The sequence below is a fragment of the Pontibacter coccineus genome (genome assembly GCF_030546575.1).
GTDB classification, from domain to species: domain Bacteria; phylum Bacteroidota; class Bacteroidia; order Cytophagales; family Hymenobacteraceae; genus Pontibacter; species Pontibacter coccineus.
Genome location: NZ_JAUOTN010000002.1, coordinates 458608 through 480972, shown reverse-complemented (window position 1 = coordinate 480972; position 22365 = coordinate 458608). Strand labels below are relative to the sequence as shown.

The 22365-nt window shown below is 52.3% G+C and carries 22 protein-coding genes; all 22 read right to left on the bottom strand.

Annotated elements, in window-relative coordinates; translation table 11 throughout:
- Window positions 1-3 precede the first annotated feature (3 nt).
- The 22 genes from Q4E40_RS06085 to hslU all read right to left on the bottom strand — a co-directional run bounded on the left by Q4E40_RS06085 (window position 4) and on the right by hslU (window position 22048).
- On the bottom strand, window positions 4-384 hold the full coding sequence (locus Q4E40_RS06085; RefSeq protein ID WP_303410705.1) for a RidA family protein: 381 nt from the start codon (window positions 382-384) through the stop codon (window positions 4-6).
- 153 nt (window positions 385-537) lie between these two features.
- Complete coding sequence (locus Q4E40_RS06080) at window positions 538-1134, bottom strand: hypothetical protein (protein WP_303410703.1); 597 nt, start codon at window positions 1132-1134, stop codon at window positions 538-540.
- Between the two features lie 13 nt (window positions 1135-1147).
- On the bottom strand, window positions 1148-1351 hold the full coding sequence (locus Q4E40_RS06075) for a hypothetical protein (protein ID WP_303410702.1): 204 nt from the start codon (window positions 1349-1351) through the stop codon (window positions 1148-1150).
- 89 nt (window positions 1352-1440) lie between these two features.
- Complete coding sequence (locus Q4E40_RS06070; RefSeq protein ID WP_303410700.1) at window positions 1441-2262, bottom strand: retropepsin-like aspartic protease; 822 nt, start codon at window positions 2260-2262, stop codon at window positions 1441-1443.
- 5 nt (window positions 2263-2267) lie between these two features.
- Complete coding sequence (locus Q4E40_RS06065) at window positions 2268-3065, bottom strand: hypothetical protein (RefSeq protein ID WP_303410698.1); 798 nt, start codon at window positions 3063-3065, stop codon at window positions 2268-2270.
- Window positions 3066-3097: 32 nt separating this feature from the next.
- Window positions 3098-3793, bottom strand: a complete 696-nt coding sequence (locus Q4E40_RS06060) for a 3'-5' exonuclease (RefSeq protein WP_303410696.1) — start codon at window positions 3791-3793, stop codon at window positions 3098-3100.
- Complete coding sequence (locus Q4E40_RS06055) at window positions 3793-5718, bottom strand: DUF294 nucleotidyltransferase-like domain-containing protein (RefSeq protein ID WP_303410695.1); 1926 nt, start codon at window positions 5716-5718, stop codon at window positions 3793-3795. The genes Q4E40_RS06060 and Q4E40_RS06055 overlap by 1 nt, the downstream gene beginning before the upstream one ends.
- Before the next feature lie 315 nt (window positions 5719-6033).
- Window positions 6034-7932, bottom strand: a complete 1899-nt coding sequence (acs, locus tag Q4E40_RS06050; protein ID WP_303410694.1) for an acetate--CoA ligase — start codon at window positions 7930-7932, stop codon at window positions 6034-6036.
- A gap of 230 nt (window positions 7933-8162) precedes the next feature.
- Window positions 8163-9719, bottom strand: coding sequence for an AMP-binding protein (locus tag Q4E40_RS06045; protein ID WP_303410693.1), 1557 nt, complete (start codon window positions 9717-9719; stop codon window positions 8163-8165).
- Window positions 9703-10032, bottom strand: coding sequence for an acetyl-coenzyme A synthetase N-terminal domain-containing protein (locus Q4E40_RS06040; RefSeq protein WP_303410692.1), 330 nt, complete (start codon window positions 10030-10032; stop codon window positions 9703-9705). Before Q4E40_RS06040 ends, Q4E40_RS06045 begins: the two co-directional genes overlap by 17 nt.
- 95 nt (window positions 10033-10127) lie before the next feature.
- Window positions 10128-10385 carry a hypothetical protein gene (locus tag Q4E40_RS06035; protein ID WP_303410691.1) on the bottom strand — a complete coding sequence of 86 codons (258 nt, stop codon included), beginning with the start codon at window positions 10383-10385 and terminating at the stop codon, window positions 10128-10130.
- Between the two features lie 57 nt (window positions 10386-10442).
- Entirely contained in the window at window positions 10443-10601 is a 159-nt protein-coding gene (locus tag Q4E40_RS06030; protein WP_303410690.1) for a hypothetical protein, read from the bottom strand.
- A 5-nt stretch (window positions 10602-10606) separates the two neighbouring features.
- Window positions 10607-10987 carry a response regulator transcription factor gene (locus Q4E40_RS06025; protein ID WP_303410689.1) on the bottom strand — a complete coding sequence of 127 codons (381 nt, stop codon included), beginning with the start codon at window positions 10985-10987 and terminating at the stop codon, window positions 10607-10609.
- 4 nt (window positions 10988-10991) lie between these two features.
- The gene (locus Q4E40_RS06020; RefSeq protein ID WP_303410688.1) at window positions 10992-13718 is read right to left on the bottom strand and encodes an ATP-binding protein; all 2727 of its coding nucleotides are present in this window, start codon (window positions 13716-13718) and stop codon (window positions 10992-10994) included.
- 3 nt (window positions 13719-13721) lie between these two features.
- Window positions 13722-13934 carry a hypothetical protein gene (locus tag Q4E40_RS06015; RefSeq protein WP_303410686.1) on the bottom strand — a complete coding sequence of 71 codons (213 nt, stop codon included), beginning with the start codon at window positions 13932-13934 and terminating at the stop codon, window positions 13722-13724.
- 280 nt (window positions 13935-14214) lie between these two features.
- Window positions 14215-15903, bottom strand: a complete 1689-nt coding sequence (locus Q4E40_RS06010; protein ID WP_303410685.1) for a sodium:solute symporter family protein — start codon at window positions 15901-15903, stop codon at window positions 14215-14217.
- A gap of 27 nt (window positions 15904-15930) precedes the next feature.
- The gene (locus tag Q4E40_RS06005) at window positions 15931-16194 is read right to left on the bottom strand and encodes a DUF4212 domain-containing protein (RefSeq protein ID WP_303410684.1); all 264 of its coding nucleotides are present in this window, start codon (window positions 16192-16194) and stop codon (window positions 15931-15933) included.
- 29 nt (window positions 16195-16223) lie between these two features.
- On the bottom strand, window positions 16224-17417 hold the full coding sequence (locus Q4E40_RS06000) for a hypothetical protein (RefSeq protein WP_303410682.1): 1194 nt from the start codon (window positions 17415-17417) through the stop codon (window positions 16224-16226).
- Between the two features lie 1115 nt (window positions 17418-18532).
- On the bottom strand, window positions 18533-18952 hold the full coding sequence (locus tag Q4E40_RS05995) for an IS1/IS1595 family N-terminal zinc-binding domain-containing protein (protein WP_303410680.1): 420 nt from the start codon (window positions 18950-18952) through the stop codon (window positions 18533-18535).
- Window positions 18953-19216: 264 nt separating this feature from the next.
- Complete coding sequence (locus Q4E40_RS05990; protein ID WP_303410678.1) at window positions 19217-19951, bottom strand: SDR family NAD(P)-dependent oxidoreductase; 735 nt, start codon at window positions 19949-19951, stop codon at window positions 19217-19219.
- Window positions 19952-20019: 68 nt separating this feature from the next.
- A complete protein-coding gene (locus Q4E40_RS05985; RefSeq protein WP_303410676.1) occupies window positions 20020-20358 on the bottom strand; it encodes a hypothetical protein in 339 nt (112 codons plus the stop codon).
- A 292-nt stretch (window positions 20359-20650) separates the two neighbouring features.
- Window positions 20651-22048 (bottom strand): ATP-dependent protease ATPase subunit HslU, encoded by a 1398-nt coding sequence (gene hslU / locus Q4E40_RS05980; RefSeq protein ID WP_303410675.1) that lies wholly within the window; start codon window positions 22046-22048, stop codon window positions 20651-20653.
- Between the last annotated feature and the right edge of the window lie 317 nt (window positions 22049-22365).

Here is a 22365-nt window from a genome sequence, read left to right as displayed (position 1 = left end):
ATACTATTTCCTTTTGGCGATCATCTCTATCTCCACCTGCGCGCCCAACGGAAGCGACGCCACCCCGATGGTTGTACGGGCAGGGTATGGCGTAGCAAACTCGCTGGCGTATACCTTGTTCATCGCTTCAAAATTGGCCATATCGGTCAGGAAGACGTTTACCTTCACCACATCATCAGGGCTTAGGCCAGCGGCGCTGAGCACCTGAAACAGGTTTTGGAAGCACTGCTCTGTCTGCGCGGCAATATCGCCCTGCACCAGCTTGCCTGTGCTGGAGTCAATCGGGGTCTGGCCGGACAGGAAAACCAGCTCTCCTGATTCTACTGCATGGGAATAAGGGCCTACGGCTACCGCTCCCTCGGCATTAAAAGCTTTTCTGGACATATGTTAAGTTTGTTTGAAATCTAGTTCCGGGCAAAGATAAGGTATAGGTAAATTCATTTTGAAAACAATCAGCCTCCTTTACAAAAAAGCCTGCAACAGCCGGGTTTATAACGCGCAGCTGTTGCAGGCCAAACAGGTATAGGCGTGTTTATCTTATCGCTGTAATCTGGCTCTGCCGGCATTCACCCGCTCCTCGAGCACACGTACTGCGTTTTCGGCCCGCTCAATGGCAGCTCTTCTTTCATTTAGTTCAGCATCCGACATCTTTCCGGATTTTCTGTTTTTTTCCAGTTCGTCCTTTGCCTTCGCAATACGGTCTCTTGCTTCTTTGACCTTGCTGTCTCCTTCATCAACTGTCGTCACCAGACGGGCCTTTCTTTCCTCACCCGTCATACGGGCTTCTGCCGCTCGGTTCTGCCCAAACTCACGGCCGCTCATCTCGCCTTTGTCCTGGCCGTAAGCGTTGCCTTTGCCTGCGTCATCGGCTGGCTGCTTGTCTTGCTTTCCCTGGGCTTGGGCACGATCGCGCTGGGCTCGCTCCTGCTTTTCCTCAAGCTTGTTGTTTTTCTGGTGATCCTTATTGCCTTTGGCGTTCTGGTTTTTCTCACGTGCCTCCTGCTCTTCGCTGGATTCAGTAGCTTGCTTGTTGGTGTTGCCGTTGCCTTGCTGGGCCACTGCCGATTCTGTAACGGCTATTGTCAGGCCAAGCGCAACGCTCAGTCCGATGGTTCTGATGATATGCTTTTTCATGCTGTGCTATCCCTTAAATTTCGTTCAACAAGGAGTCTACTTCGGCAGCAGCCTCTTCTATTTCTACTCTGGTATTGTCTATTTCCGCTCCGGCTGTATCGGCGGGTGCCGTATCAGGTTCGGGTTTGGTGATGGTTGTTTCCTCGGTGTCGGGCGTGCTGTTACAGCCAGCCATCAGGAAAGCGCCAAGGGCGAAGACTAGAAGGTATTTTTTCATAAGTTCAGGGTTATTTAATCGTTAGTTAAACTGGTGTAGACGATGCTGGGATTAGGCAATATACACAATAGGCACAGAAAGCAGCAGTATTAGTGCATCCATACCTCTTTGGTCTTAAAGTCAATCGTGAACCTGCCCTGCCTGATCATCCCATAATTAAGCACGCCGTCGTACAGGATGCTTTCGGCTGCCGCCGGGCTCACCAACTTCCGGTTGCCTAGCTGTATCGCGATGGGGTTAAGGGCGATGCGCTGCGAGGTGGTGTCATCCTGCAGCCCCCACTCTGCGGCCGTGTGGTGCGACAGGAGCAGTTCCCTGATATTGCCTGTGTCGAAAAGAAACCAGTAGGAGTGCCCCTTGCGTGGAACTTCCAGAAGAATAGTCAGCTCGCTCCCGTCCAGTCCGCTCGCAAACCGGCTTTTTATGGGAGTAAGCCTGCTACGCTGCCTTCTGAGTGAGGCTGTAGTCTCCAGCGTCAGCCGATTGGCGGCTACGTCAATGGTGAGCACTTTGTCCCGAAAGGTTTTGAGGGAGAGCACCCCATCCACTTTGGGAAGCTCCTTAGGCAGTACGCTCATAACGTCCCAGACGCCCACCGTGGCAACAGGAAAAGAGACATCGGCTACCTGTAATGCAACTGAGTCCATTTTCTGATAGCTGAATTGCTCTCCTCTCATCCGGTAGCCGGTGCCACGGCCATACACCGTCCGACCCAGTTTCCTGGCCACCTCGGGCGAAATAAAGGTCTGGCCTCCGCCGGTGTCGAACAGAAAATTATACGTTTGCCCCTGTACGGTCACATCTACCTGTTTCAGTTCCCGGAAGTAGTCTTTCAGCGGAATCGTTTCCTGGGCGTTGGCTCCGGAAACAAGAGCGAGACTTAGAAACAGGCTTAGTAGGAGTGTTTTCATAGTGATTAGGTTGATTTTAGAGTGTTTTCTTGAACGGAGAGGTTATCAGACTCTGTCGGCTCATTTAAACTAAAACACTTGTGAATTTGATATCCAAACTCTGCTATGTACTTTATTACCCTGTCTAATCTTTTATAATCTAATTCAACATGATAAAACTTATCATCTACAACGGTATAATTGAAAAGATGCTTAAAAACCGCAAGGTGATAATCACTCTTCTTTATCTTCGTTATCCTTACTTTAGAACTAGAGTGGGTTATAGCATGACGAACCTCTGAAATCACAGACCAGAATTGCTTAAACTTAATATTCTTATTATTCTTTAGTGAAGATTCTTTGAATTTGGCACCACAGGCTTTTGTAAGCCATTTGAAAAGCTGATCTCCTCCTGGAATCCTTTCTCTTGTAATATTTTCTTCACACTTAATCATTTCCACCAGCAAAGTATCATCCTTCATTTTGCGGTAGACGCAGTCCTTCAAATACTTTTCTAGTGCTTCGAAAGCCTGAGCATAAGCTAAACAACACTCACTTGAAATGATTCTATTTACCTCGACACCATAGTCTTCCTTTATGGTTGTTTTTGCAACTCCAGTATGAAAATTGATCTCCCAACCACTTTCTGTAGGCTCTGTCCAGTCACTAATTATGAGAGCAGAGCCTGAAATAAACTTTATATCTTTACTAGTAACTAGTTCAACATCCCTTTTGAGAACTGTGTTGATTCTCGACGCTGAATGCCTCAAATCCAATATACGATTAAAGAATACGTCCAAGTAATATTTGTAATCGTTCTCCATACTGAGTCGGCTTTAATGCTTCTATTGATTCTTTACCTGACCAACTCCCCCACAGTCATTATCCCCCGCTTCTTCGCCAGCGAGAGCAGCTTGAGCAATAGCAAGGCGGTGGCAAAGGCGTCGCCGGAGGCGGTGTGGCGGTCGTCGGTGGGCAGGTTATACCTTTCGCAAAGGGCGTCTAAACTATACTCACTGGTTTTCAAGGTATGGCTGTCGGCGTGGCGGCGCTCCAGCCGGATGGCCAGGTGTGCGGTGTCGACGGAGCGGTTGTGGAGTTTGCCTTTTATACCCTGTCGCTTCAGCATCTGGTTGACCATGGCAATGTCGAAAGCCACATGCTGCCCGACAAGAACAGCGTTTCCGACAAAACCGACAAATTCCTCCACAGCTTCCTGCTCCGCTATACCTGACTCAAGCTCTTTAGAAAGCAAACCGTGCACCTCAGCGCTTTTGGTAGACGGAGCCCCTTCCTGCTGCACCAGGCATTCGAAAGTTTCCGGCACGAGCACCTGCAAACCACGCACTTTGATTGCCCCGATGGAGAGCACCTTGTCGGTGCGTGGGTCCAGGCCAGTGGTTTCTGTATCGAACACCACAAATTCGGCTTCGGCAAGCGGGGTGTTTCCCGGTGCTTGCTCTTTTAAGGAGGCACTATACCTGCGCCAGAAAGCCGGGGCATTCTTATCGACTGGATGCAGCTGATGTATGAGCTCTTTCAGCCACTCCATTAGCCGAGGTAGTTAAGCTGGAAGCGCACCTGCAGAAGTTCCTGTATGTCGCTGATGGGTTTGAAGGTGCTGCGCAGCATTTGCCGCTCCAGTTTGTTGAGCTGGTCAGGATTAAGGTAACGGCCCGAGTTTTTGTTGCGCAAGCCGTTTAATGCCCGGAAGCGCATCATGATCTCGTAGGCCATGGCCGCTTCACGGTAGAGCTCGGCATTTTGCGGCTCCAGTTCGGCCAGCTTCTCGAAGCGTTTAAAGGTATTGTTCTGCCCGGCGATGCGGTTATCGAGCGTCAGCACCCGGGCAGCATCCACCAATGGTGTCATAGCGCGCAATTTGATGTCGAACTGGTCTTTGTGCTCCCCTCCCCGCTCCACAATAAAGTTGCGGAAAAAGCTGAGCGGCGGCGGACTCTGCAAGGCGTGCTTGGCCAGAAAAGGGAGGAAAATGCGCTCCTGCTGGATGTTGGCGTAGATGTAGTCTGTGAGCTGCCGACTCAAACTGAAGTCGCCGTACACGGGGCGGTAGTCGTAGAAAATGGAGGTATGCATGAGCGCCTCCTCGGTCGGCTCGTGTATCCAGTTGTAGAAGTACTGTTTCCAGGTATGCAGCGGCTGGCACCACTTCGGGTTGCTGGCCATCATATCGGCGGGACACTTCTCGAAGCCGCATTGCACCATGATGTCGCGTACAATAGCAGCTAATTTCACAAAGTAGTCCTGATATTCCTTCTCCAGCGCGATGTTCTTGTCTTCGAACACGAGGGCATTGTCCTGGTCGGTACGCAGGAGCTGCTCTTCACGTCCTTCGCTTCCCAGTGAGAGCCAGCAATAGTGCACCGGCGGCTCACCCAGCTCCTTCTCAGCATGCTGCAGCGCCCGTACAATAATAGCGTCATTAATTTCGGTAATGATGTTGGCGATGAACGAAATGCTCACTTCCTGTTCGAGGTACTTCAGCAAAAGCTCCTCGGCGCGGTCGCGTATACCTGGCAGCGAGGCAATGTCGCGGGTCTGTCGGATCTCAGAGATCAGCACGGCCGGGTTGTTGCCCTGCGCCAACAACAAGTCATGCTCGGTCAGCACACCCAATGCTTTGGAGTTCACAGTGCCGTCCGTGGTCACGCACAGGTGCTTCACCTTGTTCCGGATCATGTGGATGAGCGCATCGGCCATGGGCGGATTGGGCACCGTCGTAATCACCGGAGACGACATAATCACCTTCACCGGATCATCAATTGCCACGTACCCCGCCACTACCTGACGCCGCAGGTCGGTGTCGGTCAGAATACCCAAAGGTCGTCCTTCGGCGTCCACCACCATCATAAAGCTCGAATCCTTATCGCTCATCATTTGGGCGGCCAGGCGGATGGACGTATCGGGCGGACAAGCTACAATGCTTTTAGCCGTATCGATCTTCAGGGCGTCTTCGAGGTGCAGGGGTATGGAAGAAGGCGCAATGGTGCTCAGTCCAATCCGTGCTTTTTGCGCATCGCGCAAGGTGGGGTTCTGCACCGGCTGCCCTGCCGCGAAGTATAGGGCCACCTGCGGATTCTCCGTCAGGATGGGTTCGAAAGCCACGATAGGTATAGCGTATACCAGCGACTCCTCGGCAGCGGTAGCTGTGGAAGAGTAATTCTTTTTGGCGATCAGCGCCCGCACCCCAAACACATCTCCTTCGTCGCACACATCGAGCAACTTCGGGTTGCCGCTTTCTGTCTGCTGCTCCAACCTGACAGAGCCCTGCCGCACGACGTAGAAGTGCTCGTGCGCCGCATCGCCCTGAGAGAAGAGCACCTGCTCCGGCTCCAGGTATAGCACCCGCACCTGCCGGGCCAAAGCCCGCAGCTTTTCCGGGTCTACCAAGTTGAAGGGCGGGTAGGTATTCAGAAACTCATAAACGCGTTCTTGTATGACGTTGGAGGGCTTCATAGCAGGGGCTTATACCTGTTGAAGTTACGGTTATGAAGACAGGATTGCAATTGTCTGAATCAGGATTTTCAGGATTTTAAAGAGGGCTCCTACCCCCAAGATTAACAGGATTTTCGCAGATACCGGGTCACCTATACCTAAAAACTCTACCCAAGACAGTTACAAACTGGGTTGATGCACCATAACCAGTTGCGCTGATGCTACCCTTGCGGTAATTACAATCTGCTGGTAAACGCACTACTGCTAAACGCAAAAGTCCTGCAACAAACGCCGCAGGACTTTACGCATTCAACTAAACTTATCAATTAAAAAAACTTACAAAGCACCCGCTTTGATTTCGTCCACTACATCCGGATCGAGCAAGGTAGAGGTATCGCCCAGATTGGAGGTATCGCCCTCGGCCACTTTGCGCAGGATGCGGCGCATGATCTTACCGGAGCGGGTCTTGGGCAGGCCACTCACGATCTGAATCTTGTCCGGCTTGGCAATCTTTCCGATCTTCTCCACTACCGTTTCGATGATCTCGGCACGCAGGTAATCCTCGCGCTCCGGCACCTCTTTACATATCACAAAGGCGTAGATGCCCTGTCCTTTCACGTCATGCGGATAGCCCACCACTGCGGACTCTACCACGTGTTCGTTGTGGTTGATGGCATCTTCGATCTCAGCCGTACCAAAACGGTGGCCGGACACGTTGATCACATCGTCCACGCGGCCAATGATGCGGTATAAACCATCTTTGTCACGCTTGGCACCGTCGCCGGTGAAGTACAGGCCTTTGTAGGTGGAGAAGTAGCTCAGGCGGGCGCGTTCGTGGTCGCCGTAGGTGGTACGGATGATGCCTGGCCACGGAAACTTCATGCAGAGGTAGCCTTCCACTTCGTTCTCGGTTATTTCCTTGCCCTCGGCATCCACCAGTATTGGCTGTATGCCAGGCAGCGGGTAAGCCGCGTGGGCAGGCTTGATGGGCGTTACATTGGCTATTGAGGATATCATGATGCCACCGGTTTCGGTCTGCCACCAGGTATCCACCAGCGGACAACGTTCCTTGCCCACGTGGGTGTGGTACCAGTGCCAGGCCTCTTCGTTGATTGGTTCTCCCACCGAGCCCAGTACTTTAAGCGAGTCAAGGCTGTAGGACAACACATCGTCAATATCACCGCCCATCAGGGATCGGATCGCAGTTGGGGCGGTGTAGAATATGTTCACGCCAAACTTATCGACCACCTGCCAGAAACGGCCCATGTCCGGGTAACTAGGCACGCCTTCGAACATCAGCGAAGTAGAGCCTGCCAAGAGCGGACCGTAGAGCAGATAGGTATGGCCGGTGATCCAGCCGATGTCGGCGGTGCACCAGTAAATATCGTTTTCCTGTACCTGGAACACATTGCTGAAGCTGTACTGGGCGTAGACCATATAGCCCCCGCAGGTATGCACCACGCCTTTGGGCTTGCCCGTGGAGCCGGAGGTATACAGGATGAAGAGCATGTCTTCAGAGTCCATTTCCTCGGCCGGACAGTCTTTGCTCACGCCCTGCACTTCGTCGTGGTACCACACATCGCGGCCTTCGACCATGTTCACGGCCCAACCCAGACGCTCCACCACAATCACTTTCTTAACAGAATAGCAACGCTCCAAAGCTTCGTCTACTACACGCTTCACCGGAATCTGTTTCGCGCCGCGGTTAAGACCGTCTGAAGTCAATACCATGCTGCACTGCGCGTCGTTGATGCGGTCGGCCATCGCCACGGCAGAGAATCCGGCAAATACTACCGAGTGGATGGCACCGATGCGGGCACAGGCCAACACAGCGAAGGCCAATTCCGGGATCATCGGCATGTAGATACAGATGCGGTCGCCTTTCTTGGCACCGTTCTTTTTGAGCACGTTGGCGAACTGGCATACCTTCTCGTGCAGTTCGCGGTAGGTATAGCGCACAAATCTCTCCTTCGGGTCGTTTGGCTCCCAGATCAGGGCCAGTTTGTTGCCGCGGGTCTTCAGGTGGCGGTCCAGGCAGTTTTCGGTGATGTTCAGCCTGCCGCCCTTAAACCATTTGATGTCCGGCTCCTCGAAGTTCCACTCCAGCGTGGTGTTCCATTTTTTTCGCCATGTAAAGGTGCTCGCTATATCGGACCAGAATCCTTCCGGGTCCTCCACACTGCGCTTATAGGCCTCTTCGTATTCCTGATAAGTTTTGATTTGATTGTTAGGCATTGTATCGGTTTGTTATTGGTGATTAAGGTTTAGTTCTATAGTAACTGGTGCACGATTTCTACTGTGATGGATGCACGATTCAGACAGGCCGCGACCTGTCCCTACAAGTGTTAATTATATTAATCTCGCTCGCGTCCCGCGAGTGTGCGCTATCGGGCGGACTCTGGCCGCTTTTTGTCCCTGCCGCGAGGGCGCTTGTAGCATGCTCCTTGCCGAGTTTTCAGGGTAACTCACTCCAAAAACGCATTCCCGATCTTCCGATCCCTCAGGTCATTGTGAATCTCGGTCAGTATTGCCGGATCGTCGATGGTGGAAGGTATAGCGTAGTGCACCCCGTCGGCAATGTTGCGCAGTATCTTGCGGAGAATCTTGCCAGAGCGTGTTTTGGGCAATCGCTTCACAATAATGGCGTTGCGGAAGTAAGCAACGGCGCCGATCTTCTCCCGAATCAAGGAAATCAGCTCCTGCTCAATCCGCTGTTCACCGATGGTTTGCCCGTCTTTGAGCACGACCAAACCGATGGGGCGCTGGCCACGCAGGTCGTCGGCTATACCTACCACGGCGCACTCGGCTACGGCGGGATGCGAGGCAACCATCTCTTCCATCTCTCCGGTTGAGAGGCGGTGACCGGACACGTTGATGACATCGTCAATGCGTCCCATGATATAAATATAGCCTTCTTCGTCCATATATCCGCCATCGCCGGTCATGTAATAGCCCGGAAAGCGGTCGAGATAGGATTTGTAGAAGCGATCGTTGTCTTCCCACAAGGTGGGCAGGCAGCCCGGAGGCAACGGCAGCTTCACGGCCACATATCCCTCCTGCGCAGGTATAAGCCCCTGCCCTTCCTCGCCCAGAATCTCCACTTTATACCCGCAGACCGGCAAGCCTGCAGAGCCCGGTTTGGCTGGTTTCAGACCGTAGCCCACCATGTTGGCCACCATCGGCCAACCCGATTCGGTTTGCCACCAATGGTCGACCACCGGTATGCGCAGCAAATCCTTGGCCCAGTAATAGGTGGCAGGGTCCCAGCGCTCTCCGGCCAGAAACAGGTACTTGAGCGAGGGCAGGTCGTACTTAATCTTCTCTATGCCATTCGGGTCTTCTTTCTTGATGGCGCGGATGGCGGTTGGAGCAGTGAAAAGCACCTTCACGTCGTGCTGCATGATGATGCGCCAGAACGTGCCGGCATCCGGGGTGCGCACCGGTTTGCCTTCGAAGAGCACCGTGGTGCAGCCATGGATGAGCGGAGCGTATACCAGGTATGAGTGTCCCACAGCCCAACCCACATCCGAGGCCGCCCAGAATACATCCCCAGGATCAACGCCGTACACGGCTTTCATGCTGTATTTGAGCGCCACGGCATGGCCGCCGTTGTCGCGCACAATGCCTTTGGGTTTGCCGGTGGTGCCCGAGGTATAAAGCACGTAGAGCGGGTCGTGCGCATCTACCGGCACCGGATCCACAGGTTGTGCTTTCTGCAATACATCCACGTAGTCCAGGTCGCGGCCAGGCTGCATGTCGGCCTCCACGTAAGGGCGCTGCAAAATGATGGTATGTTTCGGCTTGTGCTTGCTGTCGTTCAGGGCTTTGTCGAGCAAGGGTTTGTACGGTATGTACTTGTCGAACTCAATGCCGCAGGAAGCGGAGATAACCACCTTCGGACGCGCGTCGTCAATACGCACCGTGAGCTCGTGCGGCGCAAAGCCACCGAACACCACCGAGTGAATGGCACCCAGTCGGGCGCAGGCCAGCATGGCCACCACCGCCTCAGGTATAACCGGCAAATTGGGCTATCATGTCGCGGAACTCGCGGTAGCTGTACTTGCGGATGGTGTTGGTTACAGGCGAATCATAAATCAGGGCGGTCTGGTCGGCGCGGCCGTTCTCCACGTGGTAGTCCAGCGCCAGATAGGCTGTGTTGAGCTTGCCACCGGCAAACCAGCGGTAGAAGCCATTCTCGTCGGTGGTCAGGATTTGCCTGGGTTCTTCGAACCAGGCAATCTGCCGCGCCTGTTCGCCCCAGAAGCCTTCCGGATCGCTTATACTTCGTTCGTAGGCCCCGGCATACGAGCTGTTGGTTTGAGTTACTGTTTCCATATCTCCACGTTCTTTTTCGGTGTTACCAATTGAGCTTAACAGGGTATAGCCAAAGTTTTGCCCACGTACTGGGTCAGCGGAATTTCATTTCACGTCTAACCTAAAAATTCCTTCATCTGATGCGGCAATGGATAATTGCCCCTCATTCGCCTCATTAAAATTATTTCGCCAATATGAAATGATAGGTAGACAGACAAATCCTGTACAACCTTCAGTTTTTTCTGCGATTCCGTGTCTTTCAAACCGAGCATTGAGATTTCCTCTTTTATCCGTTCAAGTTGGTTCTCAAACTTTGCCACAGCTTCATCTAATCTTTCCTGGCTACCACATTGCTCCTCTTCTATCCAGGTCATTTTTTCATTTATTCCAACCTCGTTTTCAGTGTTCTGTAGCTGCAGCAGGTGATGATCCTACCAAGCGATCAGGTGATTTAAGATCTGCCAAATCGTTTTTGGAGCCATGGGCAGGTTTCGTCCTATTTCTTGTGCCGTCAGATGATCAAACACCTTGAAAGTATCAAAGGAGTCTAAAAACACCGCTTCAAATTGACTTGGTTTTAGCTTTTGCATGCCACTCAACGCTGTGTCAGCTCTTTTATCTTCTCCATCAGGAAGCGCGTTGAAAAGGGCTTCGGGATGTACAGGTCCGCCCCCACGTCGTAGCCTTTTTTGATGTCGGCGTCCTTGGTCTTGGCACTCATGAAGATTACTTTGGCCCCGTTCATAATCTCTTGCCCCCGTATGTGCCGGCATACTTCATAGCCATCCACGTCGGGCATCATAATGTCGAGCAACACCACATCGGGGCGCTCCTTGTCCACACTCTCCATGGCCTCGGTACCGTTGCGGGCAATGTAAACCTGGTAGCCGTTCTTGCGCATCAAAAATTCCAGCGGCATCAGGATACTTGGTTCATCATCCACGACCAACACCTTCAATTTCTCTTTGGCACTCATAGTTTTATACGTTTGCGGGCACATTTACTCTCACCGGCAGCACGAACGAAAACCGGGACCCTTTGCCCGCTTCGCTCTCCACCCAGATGCGCCCCTGGTGTGATTCAATTATTTTTTTGCTGATGGCCAGCCCCAGCCCACTGCCCTCCGGCTTGCGGATGTTCTGGTTCTGCGCCTGGTAAAACTTGTCGAATATCTGTTTGTGGAACTCCGGGTCAATGCCCTTGCCGTTGTCTACCACATTCACTTTGATGTCGCCATCGATGTAGTAGCCCGACACAATGATACGGCCCTGCTCCGGGTGGCAAAATTTGATGGCGTTGGACACCAGGTTCACCAGCACCTGCATCAGGCGGTCTTTGTCGCCGTTGATAGCGGGCAGGTTGTGTTGCACATCCACCACCAGGTCGATATTTTTCTCCTGCACCAGTTGTTCCAGCGCCTGCACCGATTCACGCACCACCTCCTCGATCTGCACCGGCCCGAGGTTGAGCTTTTGCCTGCCCGACTCGAAGCGCTCCAGATCCAGCACATGCGTGATCAGGCGCGTCAGCCGCTCCGATTCCTTCACGATGGTATGGAGGAAATGCTCCTGATCCTCGCGCTCCATCTCGGGGTTGTCGTACAGAATTTCGGAAAGTGCCCGAATGGACGTCAGCGGCGTGCGCAGCTCGTGCGTGACCGTGGACAGGAATTCGTCCTTGAGTTCGTCGAGTTGCTTCAGTCGCTCATTGGCGCTGCGGAGCTGCTCGGTGGCGCGGCGCAGTTCCATCGATTTGCGGCGCAACTCGTTATTGATCGAGATCAGTTGCTGCGATTCTTTCAGGATGTTGAGCACTTCGTCAATGCTGATTTCCTCCTCCTTCACCACCGACGCCACCATGATGCGGGCCGACGAGGACCCGATGACACCAGACAGGATCTTCTCTGCGTAGGTCACCAGTTTCGGGTCGGCCTTGCCGGTTTCATCTTCCGGCTCGGGGTATTTGCGCTTGTAGGCTTTCATCGCCATCTCCGCTTTTTTCTCCCCCAGGAAGTTCACCAGCAGTGACTTAATGTCCGGGATGTACGCCGTGCCTTTCCAGACGATGGAGCTTTCGAATATGGTGGAGTACTTGAAGATGTCCACAAACACTTCGGCTTGGTTACGCTCCTGCGACGTTTGCCTGCTCAGCAGCGACACGCCGATGTAGAGCCCCACGTTCAGAAACATGCTCCAGAACATGGCGTGCGAGATGTAGTCCATGCCCTGCAGCCCGAACAACTCGAAAGGCTTGAGCCACGAAATACCTAGCGGACCGTGCTCCAGAATAGCATTCGGCAACATGCCCACCCCCACCATCGACGGTACCACCAAGGTATAGAACCAGACCGCTGCGCCGACAACTATACCTGCCAGCGCTCCGTTCCTGGTACCTTCTTTCCAGAAAATGCCGCCAATGATAGCCGGGGCGAACTGCGCCACTGCCGCAAACGACACCAGTCCGACTTCCACCAGCGAGTAGTACTCCGCCACACCCTTGTAGTATAGGTAGGCCAGCAACAGAATCACCAGAATGCCAAGTCGGCGGCTGAAAAGCAAGAGCTTGGTGAGCTGATTCTGGTAGCGGTTTTTGATGGCAGGTATACCTACCAGGAGCGGCATCACCAGGTTGTTGCTCACCATCACGCTCAGGGCGATGGTCGCCACAATCACCATACCTGTCGCGGCAGAATATCCGCCCAGGTATACCAGCAAGGCGAGGATCGATTGGCCTTCACGCAAAGGGATCGCCAGCACAAACATGTCGGCGTCTATACCTGCGTTGCCGAACAGGATGTCGCCGCCAAAGGCGATGGGCAGCACGAAGATGTTGATGGCGAACAGGTAGAGCGGGAAGAGCCACATGGCCTTGTTGAGGTGCTGTTCGTTCACGTTCTCGACCACGGCCACCTGAAACTGGCGCGGCAGGAACAAAATCGCCAGCATGGACAGCACCACCATCCAGAACCACTGCGAAAAGCCGTTGTCAGAGTCAAAGGTCATCAGCCGCTCGAAGTCGGGCAGCCGCATAGCCTGTTGCATGATGTCGCCGAAGCCGTTGAACACGCCATAGGTCACAAAAACACCCGCCACGATAAAGATGACCAGTTTGAAGAGTGATTCAAAGGCAATAGCCGTCACCATGCCTTCATGTCGCTCGGTGGCCTCCACGTGCCGCGTACCATACACGATGGTAAACAAACCTAAGCCCAGCGCGATGTAGAAAGACGTATCGCCGAACATCGGACTTCGACCTACTTCGTCCATACCTGTGAGCATATCCAAACTACTGGCGATGGCCTTGAGCTGGATGGAGATGTAAGGTATAATGCCGAGCACACAGATGATGGTGACAATACTGCCCAGCGTAATATTTTTGCCGTAGCGCGACGAGATGAAGTCGGCGATAGTGGTGATGCGCTGCACCTTGCAAATGCGGATGATCTTGCGCAGCACTACCCACCAGAGCGGGGCCATCAGCGTTGGACCGATGTAAATGGCCAGATAACCCAAACCTGTGGTAGCGGCCCTTCCTACCGACCCGTAATAGGTCCAGGCGGTGCAGTACACGGCCATAGAGAGCGCATAGATGTAGGGATTGCCCACGAAACTCCTGCCCGCTGCCGAACGCCTTTCCGCCCACCAGGCCAGCCCAAAAAGCAAAGCCAGGTAGAAAAACGACACACCGATAACGAGCCAGTAGTTCATGGATTATTTCTTCTGTTTTCTGGAATCCTGCCGGTTAATGAAAAACGCAATCGCCGCAATGCAAAGCCCCCACACCACCATCAGGTACAGGTATAGCACCGGTACTCCTCCCACCGTCGCCCCCGAATTGAAAATCGAAAGCAACGGAAAATTCAACAGCACCATGAACAGGGCACTGATGAAGAAGAGTCGTCTGCCTTTGGAGTAGTCACGCATGTTGAGATTGAGTGATGGTTGGGTGGTTAAATTGTTGATTTTTTATTCTTATGCCCTCGCTCGCGTCCCGCGAGTGTGAGTCATTTGGTGGCGTCCCGCCACTTGTGCCTAGAGGCACAGGCACTAGCGGCCAGAGTCCGCCCAGTAGCGCACACTCGCCAGAGGCGAGCGAGGGTCGAAGTAATGCTGAATGGCTGACCGGTAGCAGTGCCACCGAGTCAACCATCCAACAATTTAACCATTTAGCCATCAACAATCAATTAGCCACCAACAATCAATCTTAATGCGCCACTGCTTCGCCTGCGCCTCTCGGGATGCGGATATCCTCGATCAGCTCCTGGATATGGGCGGGCGGGGCCGGCGTGAAGCGGGACACGATAAAGGACACTACAAAGTTGATCACCATACCTACCGTGCCGATGCCTTCCGGAGAGATCTCCATGAACCAGTTCTCAGGCACGTTCGCGGCCGGGTTGATGAACTTGAAGTAGGAAATGTAGCTGATCGTGAACAGCAGGCCTGAGATCATCCCCCAAATGGCTCCTTGTTTGTTCATGCGCTTGGAGAAGATGCCCATGATGATGATGGGGAAGAACGAAGCCGCGGCCAGACCGAAGGCAAAGGCCACCACCTCCGCCACAAAGCCCGGCGGTCTGATGCCGAAGTACCCTGCTACAATCACTGCTGCCGCAGCCGCCAAACGGGCCGCAATCAGTTCCTGTTTCTCGGATATACCCGGCATCACGGATTTCTTCAGCAAGTCATGCGAAATGGAGGTAGAGATAACCAGCAACAAACCAGCCGCTGTGGAGAGGGCCGCCGCCAGACCACCGGCCGCTACCAGGGCAATCACCCAGTTCGGAAGCTGCGCAATCTCGGGATTGGCCAGCACCATGATGTCTTTGTCGATGTTGAGCTCGTTTACCACAGGGTCTTTCACATATTGAATGTGACCATCCCCGTTTTTGTCATCCACGCCAATCAAACCGGTTTTCTCCCAGTTGTTCACCCACTGCGGCATGTTTGCGATAGGCTGGTTACTGGTGGTTTGCAGCATGTTGTACATACCAAACGCACCTACTGCAGGAGCAGCTGTGTAGAGTATCGCAATAAACACCAATGCATATCCAGCCGATTTACGGGCATCTTTTACTTTCGGCACCGTGAAGAAGCGCACGATCACGTGGGGCAGACCGGCCGTGCCCACCATCAAAGCAGCTGTGATGAAGAACACGTCAATCGTTGCCTTGCTGCCGTCGGTGTAGGCCGTGAAGCCAAGCTCCGGAAGCAATCCATCGAGTTTATCCAATAGGTAGGTGCCGTCAGACAGTGTGCCACCCAAACCAAGTTGTGGAATCGGGTTGCCGGTCAGCATCATCGAAATAAAGATAGCGGGCACCATGTAAGCGAAGATCAGCACGCAGTACTGCGCCACCTGGGTATAGGTAATGCCTTTCATGCCGCCCAACACAGCGTAGAACAACACGATGATCATCCCGATGATAACCCCAGTCTCTATCTGTACTTCCAGGAAGCGGGAGAACACGATGCCTACGCCACGCATCTGGCCGGCTACGTAGGTGAAGGAGATGAAAATGGCGCAGACCACCGCCACCAGGCGCGCTGTCTTGGAGTAGTAGCGGTCTCCCACGAAATCGGGCACAGTGAACTTGCCGAACTTGCGCAGGTAGGGCGCCAGCAGGAGTGCGAGCAACACATAGCCGCCCGTCCAGCCCATCAGGTACACCGATCCGTCGTAGCCCATGAACGAGATGAGGCCCGCCATGGAGATGAACGAGGCAGCCGACATCCAGTCAGCGGCCGTTGCCATGCCGTTGGCCAGCGGGCTCACGCCACCGCCTGCCACGTAAAATTCTTTTGTAGAACCCGCCCGCGACCAGATGGCAATGCCGATGTAGAGGGCGAAGGTCAGGCCCACGATGATGTATGTCCAGGTTAAGATATCCATTGTCTTAAGGTGTTTTAAAGTGGGAGATTAATCTTCGTGCACGTCAAATTCGCGGTCGAGCTTGTTCATCAGCCACACATAGATGAAGATGATCAGCACAAACACATAGATGGAGCCCTGCTGCGCAAACCAGAAGCCCAGTTTAAAGCCGCCCAGACGGAACTGGTTGAGCTCGTCGACCAGCAAAATGCCGAAGACATAGGACACGGTGAACCAAAGGGCCAAAAGCGTCAGGAGGATGCGCACATTGCGCTGCCAGTACTCCTGCATTCTGTTCTTGTTATTTTCCATGGGTATATAGTTTAGTTTTTTTAAGGTTCTTACAAGTAAATCATGGCCTGCAGCGTGATCTCTGGTCGGTACTTCAGGTTATCCGGGTTGGTGAAATCAGGGCGGTTGCGGTAGTTGAGCGTGATTTTGGAATGATGGCCCTCGAGCAGGAGGTTGGTTCCCAGGTCGAGCACTTTCACCGGCACTTTTTCGCCGCGGCTGTTTTGCACACCGTCTAAACTGCCATAGCTGAAGGCGGCATAGGGTTGGAGACGGGCCTTCTCGGTGATCAAATCTTTGGGAAGCAGGTAGCGTGCCTGGCCGTACAGGATATCACCCGTGCCGATGGTCGGGAAGGCGTTGCCACGGAGCGCGCGGCCACCTTGTGCTGGGTTCATGATGCCGATGTTGCGCACGTTGTTTCTCCCGAAGTCATAGTTATAGTACACGCCGTAGGCCGTCAGGGCTGTGTTGGTTTCGGTGTTGAGCGGCAGATCCAAAAAAGCATCCATACCAAACAGGTTGATGTCTTCTTTCTCCGTTATGAAACCATTGATGGTATTCTGCTCGCGCCACATGCCGTCTTTGTTGTGCATGAAGCCCGCGCCGATGTTAAACACCCGCTTGGAGCCCAGGTAAGTGCCCACCATGTACGGCAGCAGGTTCGACTCCTGCTCCAGGAACTGCCAGTTGAAATAACCCTGGTATACCTTGTTGTTGTTCCGTGGATTGTAGTTGGCATTCGGTCCGATCGCCTCTGCCGTGTTGGTCAGGAAAGGGTCGTTTACAGCCACGCGGTAGTCGAGTTTGCCGAGCTTGCCTTTGGCATACACGCCCAGCATACGACCGAACTGGTCGGCGGCATCGATGGTAGCCCAGTTGAAGATCGGCGCATCGATGGTCATGAAGTTGAGCGTACTGGCATTCGACATACGCGATATGCCATTCCAGTAGTGCAGACCAACCCCAATCGACAATGCGTTGTTAAACACTTTGTATTCCGTCCAGGCGTCGTGGATGAAGATCTGCGGCTTCTTGCCATCCAGTGCCGGGTTGGCACCGCCACTAACGGCGTTCTGGTTATTAATACCAAAGTGGAGGAGCACCAGGAAGCGGGGGGAGATTTGGGAGTAAGTCAGGAAACGGGAGCGGCGCAAACCAAAGTCAAGTGTGTTGTCGACTGGCTCGCCGTTGCGAATGGTGCCCGAGTTGTGCTCGTTATACCTGATCCATACCTGATCCATACCTGATGCCAAGTAATAAAGCGGATATACTTGGAGCCGTCTTCGTTAATAGGCAGCTTTATACCTGCCCCGTACTCCGTGGAGCCTTGTGCAGACGCACTCCTTCCTGCGCAGCAAAGCACCAGCCCTGCCGCTACATATAGTAACAGTTTTTTCATTTGATACTACTAAATGTTAAGGTGAAGAGAGGTCAGCTGTTTCCCCGAATTATTTAATCTATTTTAAGAAAGATTCAGGAAAAAGGATAATGGGGCGTATATTTTTGGTAATTTGGTATACATGGGTATAGGAATGGGGTTTTCCAGGGAATTCCGGGGTAAGGCTATACCTGTTCTATTGAGGATACAACCATAAAGTACCACCAACTTGGTGTCAGTGTAAATTTGGTTTACTTTAGGCCAGTTTGCAGCTTGCTTAGCGGCGCTTCTAGGTATAGTAAACTTTACTGTTTTATAGCTTCGCCTGTGCGGCGGGCACTCACTTTTTGTCTTGACACAAAAAGTAAGCAAAAAAGTCAAGACGCTCCAAACTCGCTGACCGCTCAAACAGTGGAGCGTCGTAAAGTGCACCTGGCTGATGCTTTCTGTTTCATTGCTCACGTGCAAGTTAGCCTTGCTATACCTGCCTGGGGTCCGTGTAGTATGTGTAAAATCCTACAGCGCTCATACCTGACTATGGTATTGGCTCAAGTCCCCCTTTGAAGGGGGCAGGGGCGACTGTCAACTTAAGCCATGATTAACTCCAGCTGTCATCTCGACGAAAGGAGAGATCTGGATACTTTCAAAATTTTCGCTCTACTTCAGATTTCTCCCAAAACGAGGGCCCCCACCCCCGATCGAAATGACATAAAAAGCCTAAGTTGACGGGATTGGGTGTTAGTGGCAGAAAGTCCCCTCTCGGGTGGAGCAAGGCGGGTATAGTCTGTGAGAGGACTAATCTGATTTAACTACAATGCTATACCTGTAAATCGACGAAAGCAGTGTGTCCTCAGAAGCAGGCAGGCGAATGCCGCTTTTGCACGAGCGGCGGGGCGCTATCAAATACTTCACACTAGTGGGACGCGAGCGAAATTACAAGTAATAACAAACGCCACACTCAACAATTTACCAATTCACCTAATCCTTGAACCGCTTCCATTTGATCATCATGTACTTGTCACCAAGCTCGGTGATCATCATGCCGGCGCCTTTCAGGTTGGCGTTGTTTTTCATATGCTCCACCAGCTCAATGTGGTTCAGGATTTTATAGGTCGGGTGGTACTCGGTTTGCTCCGGGGCCTTGATCTTGTATTTGCGTACCCAGTTCATGATGGAAACATGGCTTATACCTAGAATCCGCTCGATTTCCCGGTAGCTGATACCTTCGATGTAAAGTTGCAGCGCTTTGGTTACATAATAGCTATCAATCCCCTTCCCGAGTTTATTTACTGTGAAATAATAACTGCACTTTTTACAGCGATAACGCTGCCTGTCGTTGATGACGCCGCTTTTCACTACTTCCAAAGCACTGCAACGCGGACAAAGGGGATTCTTCATAACATACTAAAGTATAGGAGCTTTTAAAGACAGCTATACCAAATTAGCATAACTATATTAATTTAGCAAACTTCAGCATAAAGTATATATTTTTAAGTATCAGACGGTTAGGACTAAGTGCACCGATCATTTCTCTATACCTTATGGCAGTCACCCCGAGGATAGGTCTACCTGCGTTTGGGGAATAAAAAAAGCCCCTCTCGCCAGGAAGGGCTCTCTGATGGGTTAAATAAACCTCTTTGGAGTTTGTGCCGCAAAAGCAACTCATTCCACTATATCTCTTACTGACACCAGTACTTCGTTAAAGTCGTCGGTGTTGTTCAGGAACCAAACGATCTTGCGGCCTACTTCTTCCGGTGAGGCCAGTTCGCCTTGTTCTTTATAGTCTCGGAAGCGTTGCACGTTGCTGAACTTCTCTTCATCGCTCTCCCGGATGTGCTCCTGCATGGCTGTATCAACCACGCCCGGCGACAAGGAGAAGACCCGAACACCAGAGGCACGCACATTCTGTTCCTGCTGTATTGTTTGCGAGAGCATGTCAATTGCCGCTTTGGAAGCGCAGTAGCTGGCCCAGCCATCGATCGGGTATCTGCCTGCGCCCGAACTCACGTTCACAATCACTTTCGGCACCTGCAGCGGCTTGTATACCTGCAGAAAACTGTTCATCAGCATGGCCGGCACAATCACGTTCACGTCGAACACAAACTCAAAGCGCTCATTCGGCATACCTTCGCCTACATACCCGATATCGCCCAACACGCCCGCATTGTTGATCAGCACAAGCTTTTCGGCGTCATTGTAAGGGACGAACACCTTGTGCAGGTTGTGCTCTACGGCAGGTATATCCGAGAAGTCAAGCGGCTGGTGGCGGTAGTTCTTGTGCTGTATGGTGCTGTTGCGGCAAACGCCTATCACAAAATTGTTCTTGTCCTGAAGCAGTTCCTCGGCAATGGCCTTACCTATACCTTTGCTCGTTCCGGTGATGAAGTAGTAGTTCATGGAGGTTTTGGAGTTTGAGAATTAAGAGTGTTTCTTAAAATTACGAGTGGGGACCAAATGGGGATACCTTAAATAGGATACTGTTCCCGATGCATTTTCTTGTAAAGGTTGTCTAATGTATTACGGCCGATCTTTTCGGATAACAGACTATCCATTTTGAGATTATAACAACCTATGTAAGGATGTATCAAATCACCCGCATAGATAATCTCGATCCCATATTCCTTTTCCAAACGCTTATAAAAAGTGTAGGGCATCCTTTTCTCATCCGAATCAATCCCCATACCAAAATACATTTTGACAATACCTTTTACATAGTCCGCATCTGCCTTTGCACTGGCTGTCTCACAGCTACTCACAATGCTGTCGAATTTCCTTAACTCCTTGATGTGTTTCGGTGTGGACATATCTAGCAGGAGAAAATAAGACAAAACAGCTCCTAAGACTAGAAACAGTGTCAATACGGCTATTATCTGAACAAAGTGCCTTCTAATCACCGGGGAATACTTTAGTTGAAAATAAGGCATTTGCTCCAAACAAAAAAGCTGGTGCCCCCGCCTTCACAGAAACACCAGCTTTTCTTTATCGCAATTGACAAGTATAGTGACCATGCTGGCTTCCTTGAAAACCTGTGCACGATTCGGGCAGGTCACGACCTACCTCTACAAACCATCCCTGCTAACTTTTTACTTTTCTAACTTACAAGATATACTGGCTCAGGTCCCGGTTCTTCACCATATCAGACAGCCTTTCGAGCACCATCTCGCGGTTGACGACGATGCGAGCGTTGGGGCCGATCTTGTCGGGTACGTCGAAGAGGATGTCGTTGAGCAAACGACTCATGACCGTGTGCAGACGGCGGGCACCGATGTTTTCCACTTCCGAGTTCACTTCAAAGGCGATGTTCGCGATCTCGTCCAGAGCTTCGTCGGCAAAGCTCAACTCTACATTTTCCGCTCTCAGTAGCGCCTCATACTGCTTAGTCAGGGCATTTTTCGGGAACTTCAGGATCTGGTAGAAGTCCTCCTTGGTCAGGCTCTGCAACTCCACGCGGATCGGGAAACGGCCCTGCAACTCAGGTATAAGGTCCGACGGTTTGGCCACGTGGAACGCGCCGGCGGCAATGAACAGGATGTGGTCGGTGTTGATGACGCCATACTTGGTGTTAACAGTTGAGCCTTCCACGATTGGCAGAAGGTCGCGCTGCACACCTTCGCGGCTCACATCGGGACCGCTGCCGCCTTTGCCGCTCGCGCTGGCTACTTTGTCAATTTCGTCGATGAAGATCACGCCGGAGTTCTCTGCCTTGAAGATAGCCTCTTCCTTCACCTCGTCCATATCAATCAGCTTGGCGGCTTCCTCTTCCAGCAAAATCTTGCGGGCTTCGGCGATGCTCACCTTGCGTTTCTTGGTCTTTTTGGGCATCATGCCGCTGATCATCTCCTGGATGTTCATCATGGAAGCCTCGTCCATACCTGGCCCCATCACGCCCATGCCTGGCATAGCGCTCTGCTGCACCCGGATCTCTATTTTGCGGTCCTCGAGCTCACCGTTGCGGATTTTTTCTCTGAATTTCTCGCGGGTGCGTTCGTTCAGTTCGTAATCGTTATCGGGCATGCCGTTTGGCTCGGAAGTACTCGAAAAACTCGGCGTTGCGCGGCCACCCTGGATAGGCGGAATCAGCGCATCGAGGATGATGTCTTCCACTACCTCGGCGGCTTTCTGCTTCACTTCTTCTTTCTTTCTGGTCTTCACCATGTTCACGGATTGCTCCACGAGGTCGCGCACCATGCTTTCCACGTCGCGGCCCACGTAGCCTACTTCCGTAAACTTGGAAGCCTCTACTTTGGTAAAGGGTGCGTCCGCGATCTTGGCCAGACGGCGGGCGATTTCGGTTTTACCCACACCCGTTGCACCGATCATCAGGATGTTGTTGGGCACGATTTCTCGGCGAATGCTTTCGTCGGCATTCATGCGGCGCCAGCGGTTGCGCAGCGCAATGGCTACGTTACGTTTGGCGTCTTTCTGCCCGATGATATATTTATCCAGCTCCTCCACAATCTGGGCTGGTGTCAAATGCTCAATTGAATCTAACATTTTCGATTTTTAAAATTTACAAACCCGACAGCCACACTTAAAGGTATAAGCTGCCTTATTCTTTCCTTCTACGTTTCAGGAACGTGTCCGTGCGAAGGGTGAAGATGTGTTCCGCGAGCGACCTGATTCCCCAGCTCCTTCTCTTCTGGCTTAGTTGCCGCAGGCATCCAGGTATACAACGTCAAAATTGTACAGGTGGTGTGCCTTGCGCAACATACAAACCGGTATATACGCTGGTTTGTTGCTCGCCCAAATGAACATCAAACGGCATGGGCTGCCGGTCGGCCCCGCAAAGGTGCGCACCTGGCAACCCATGC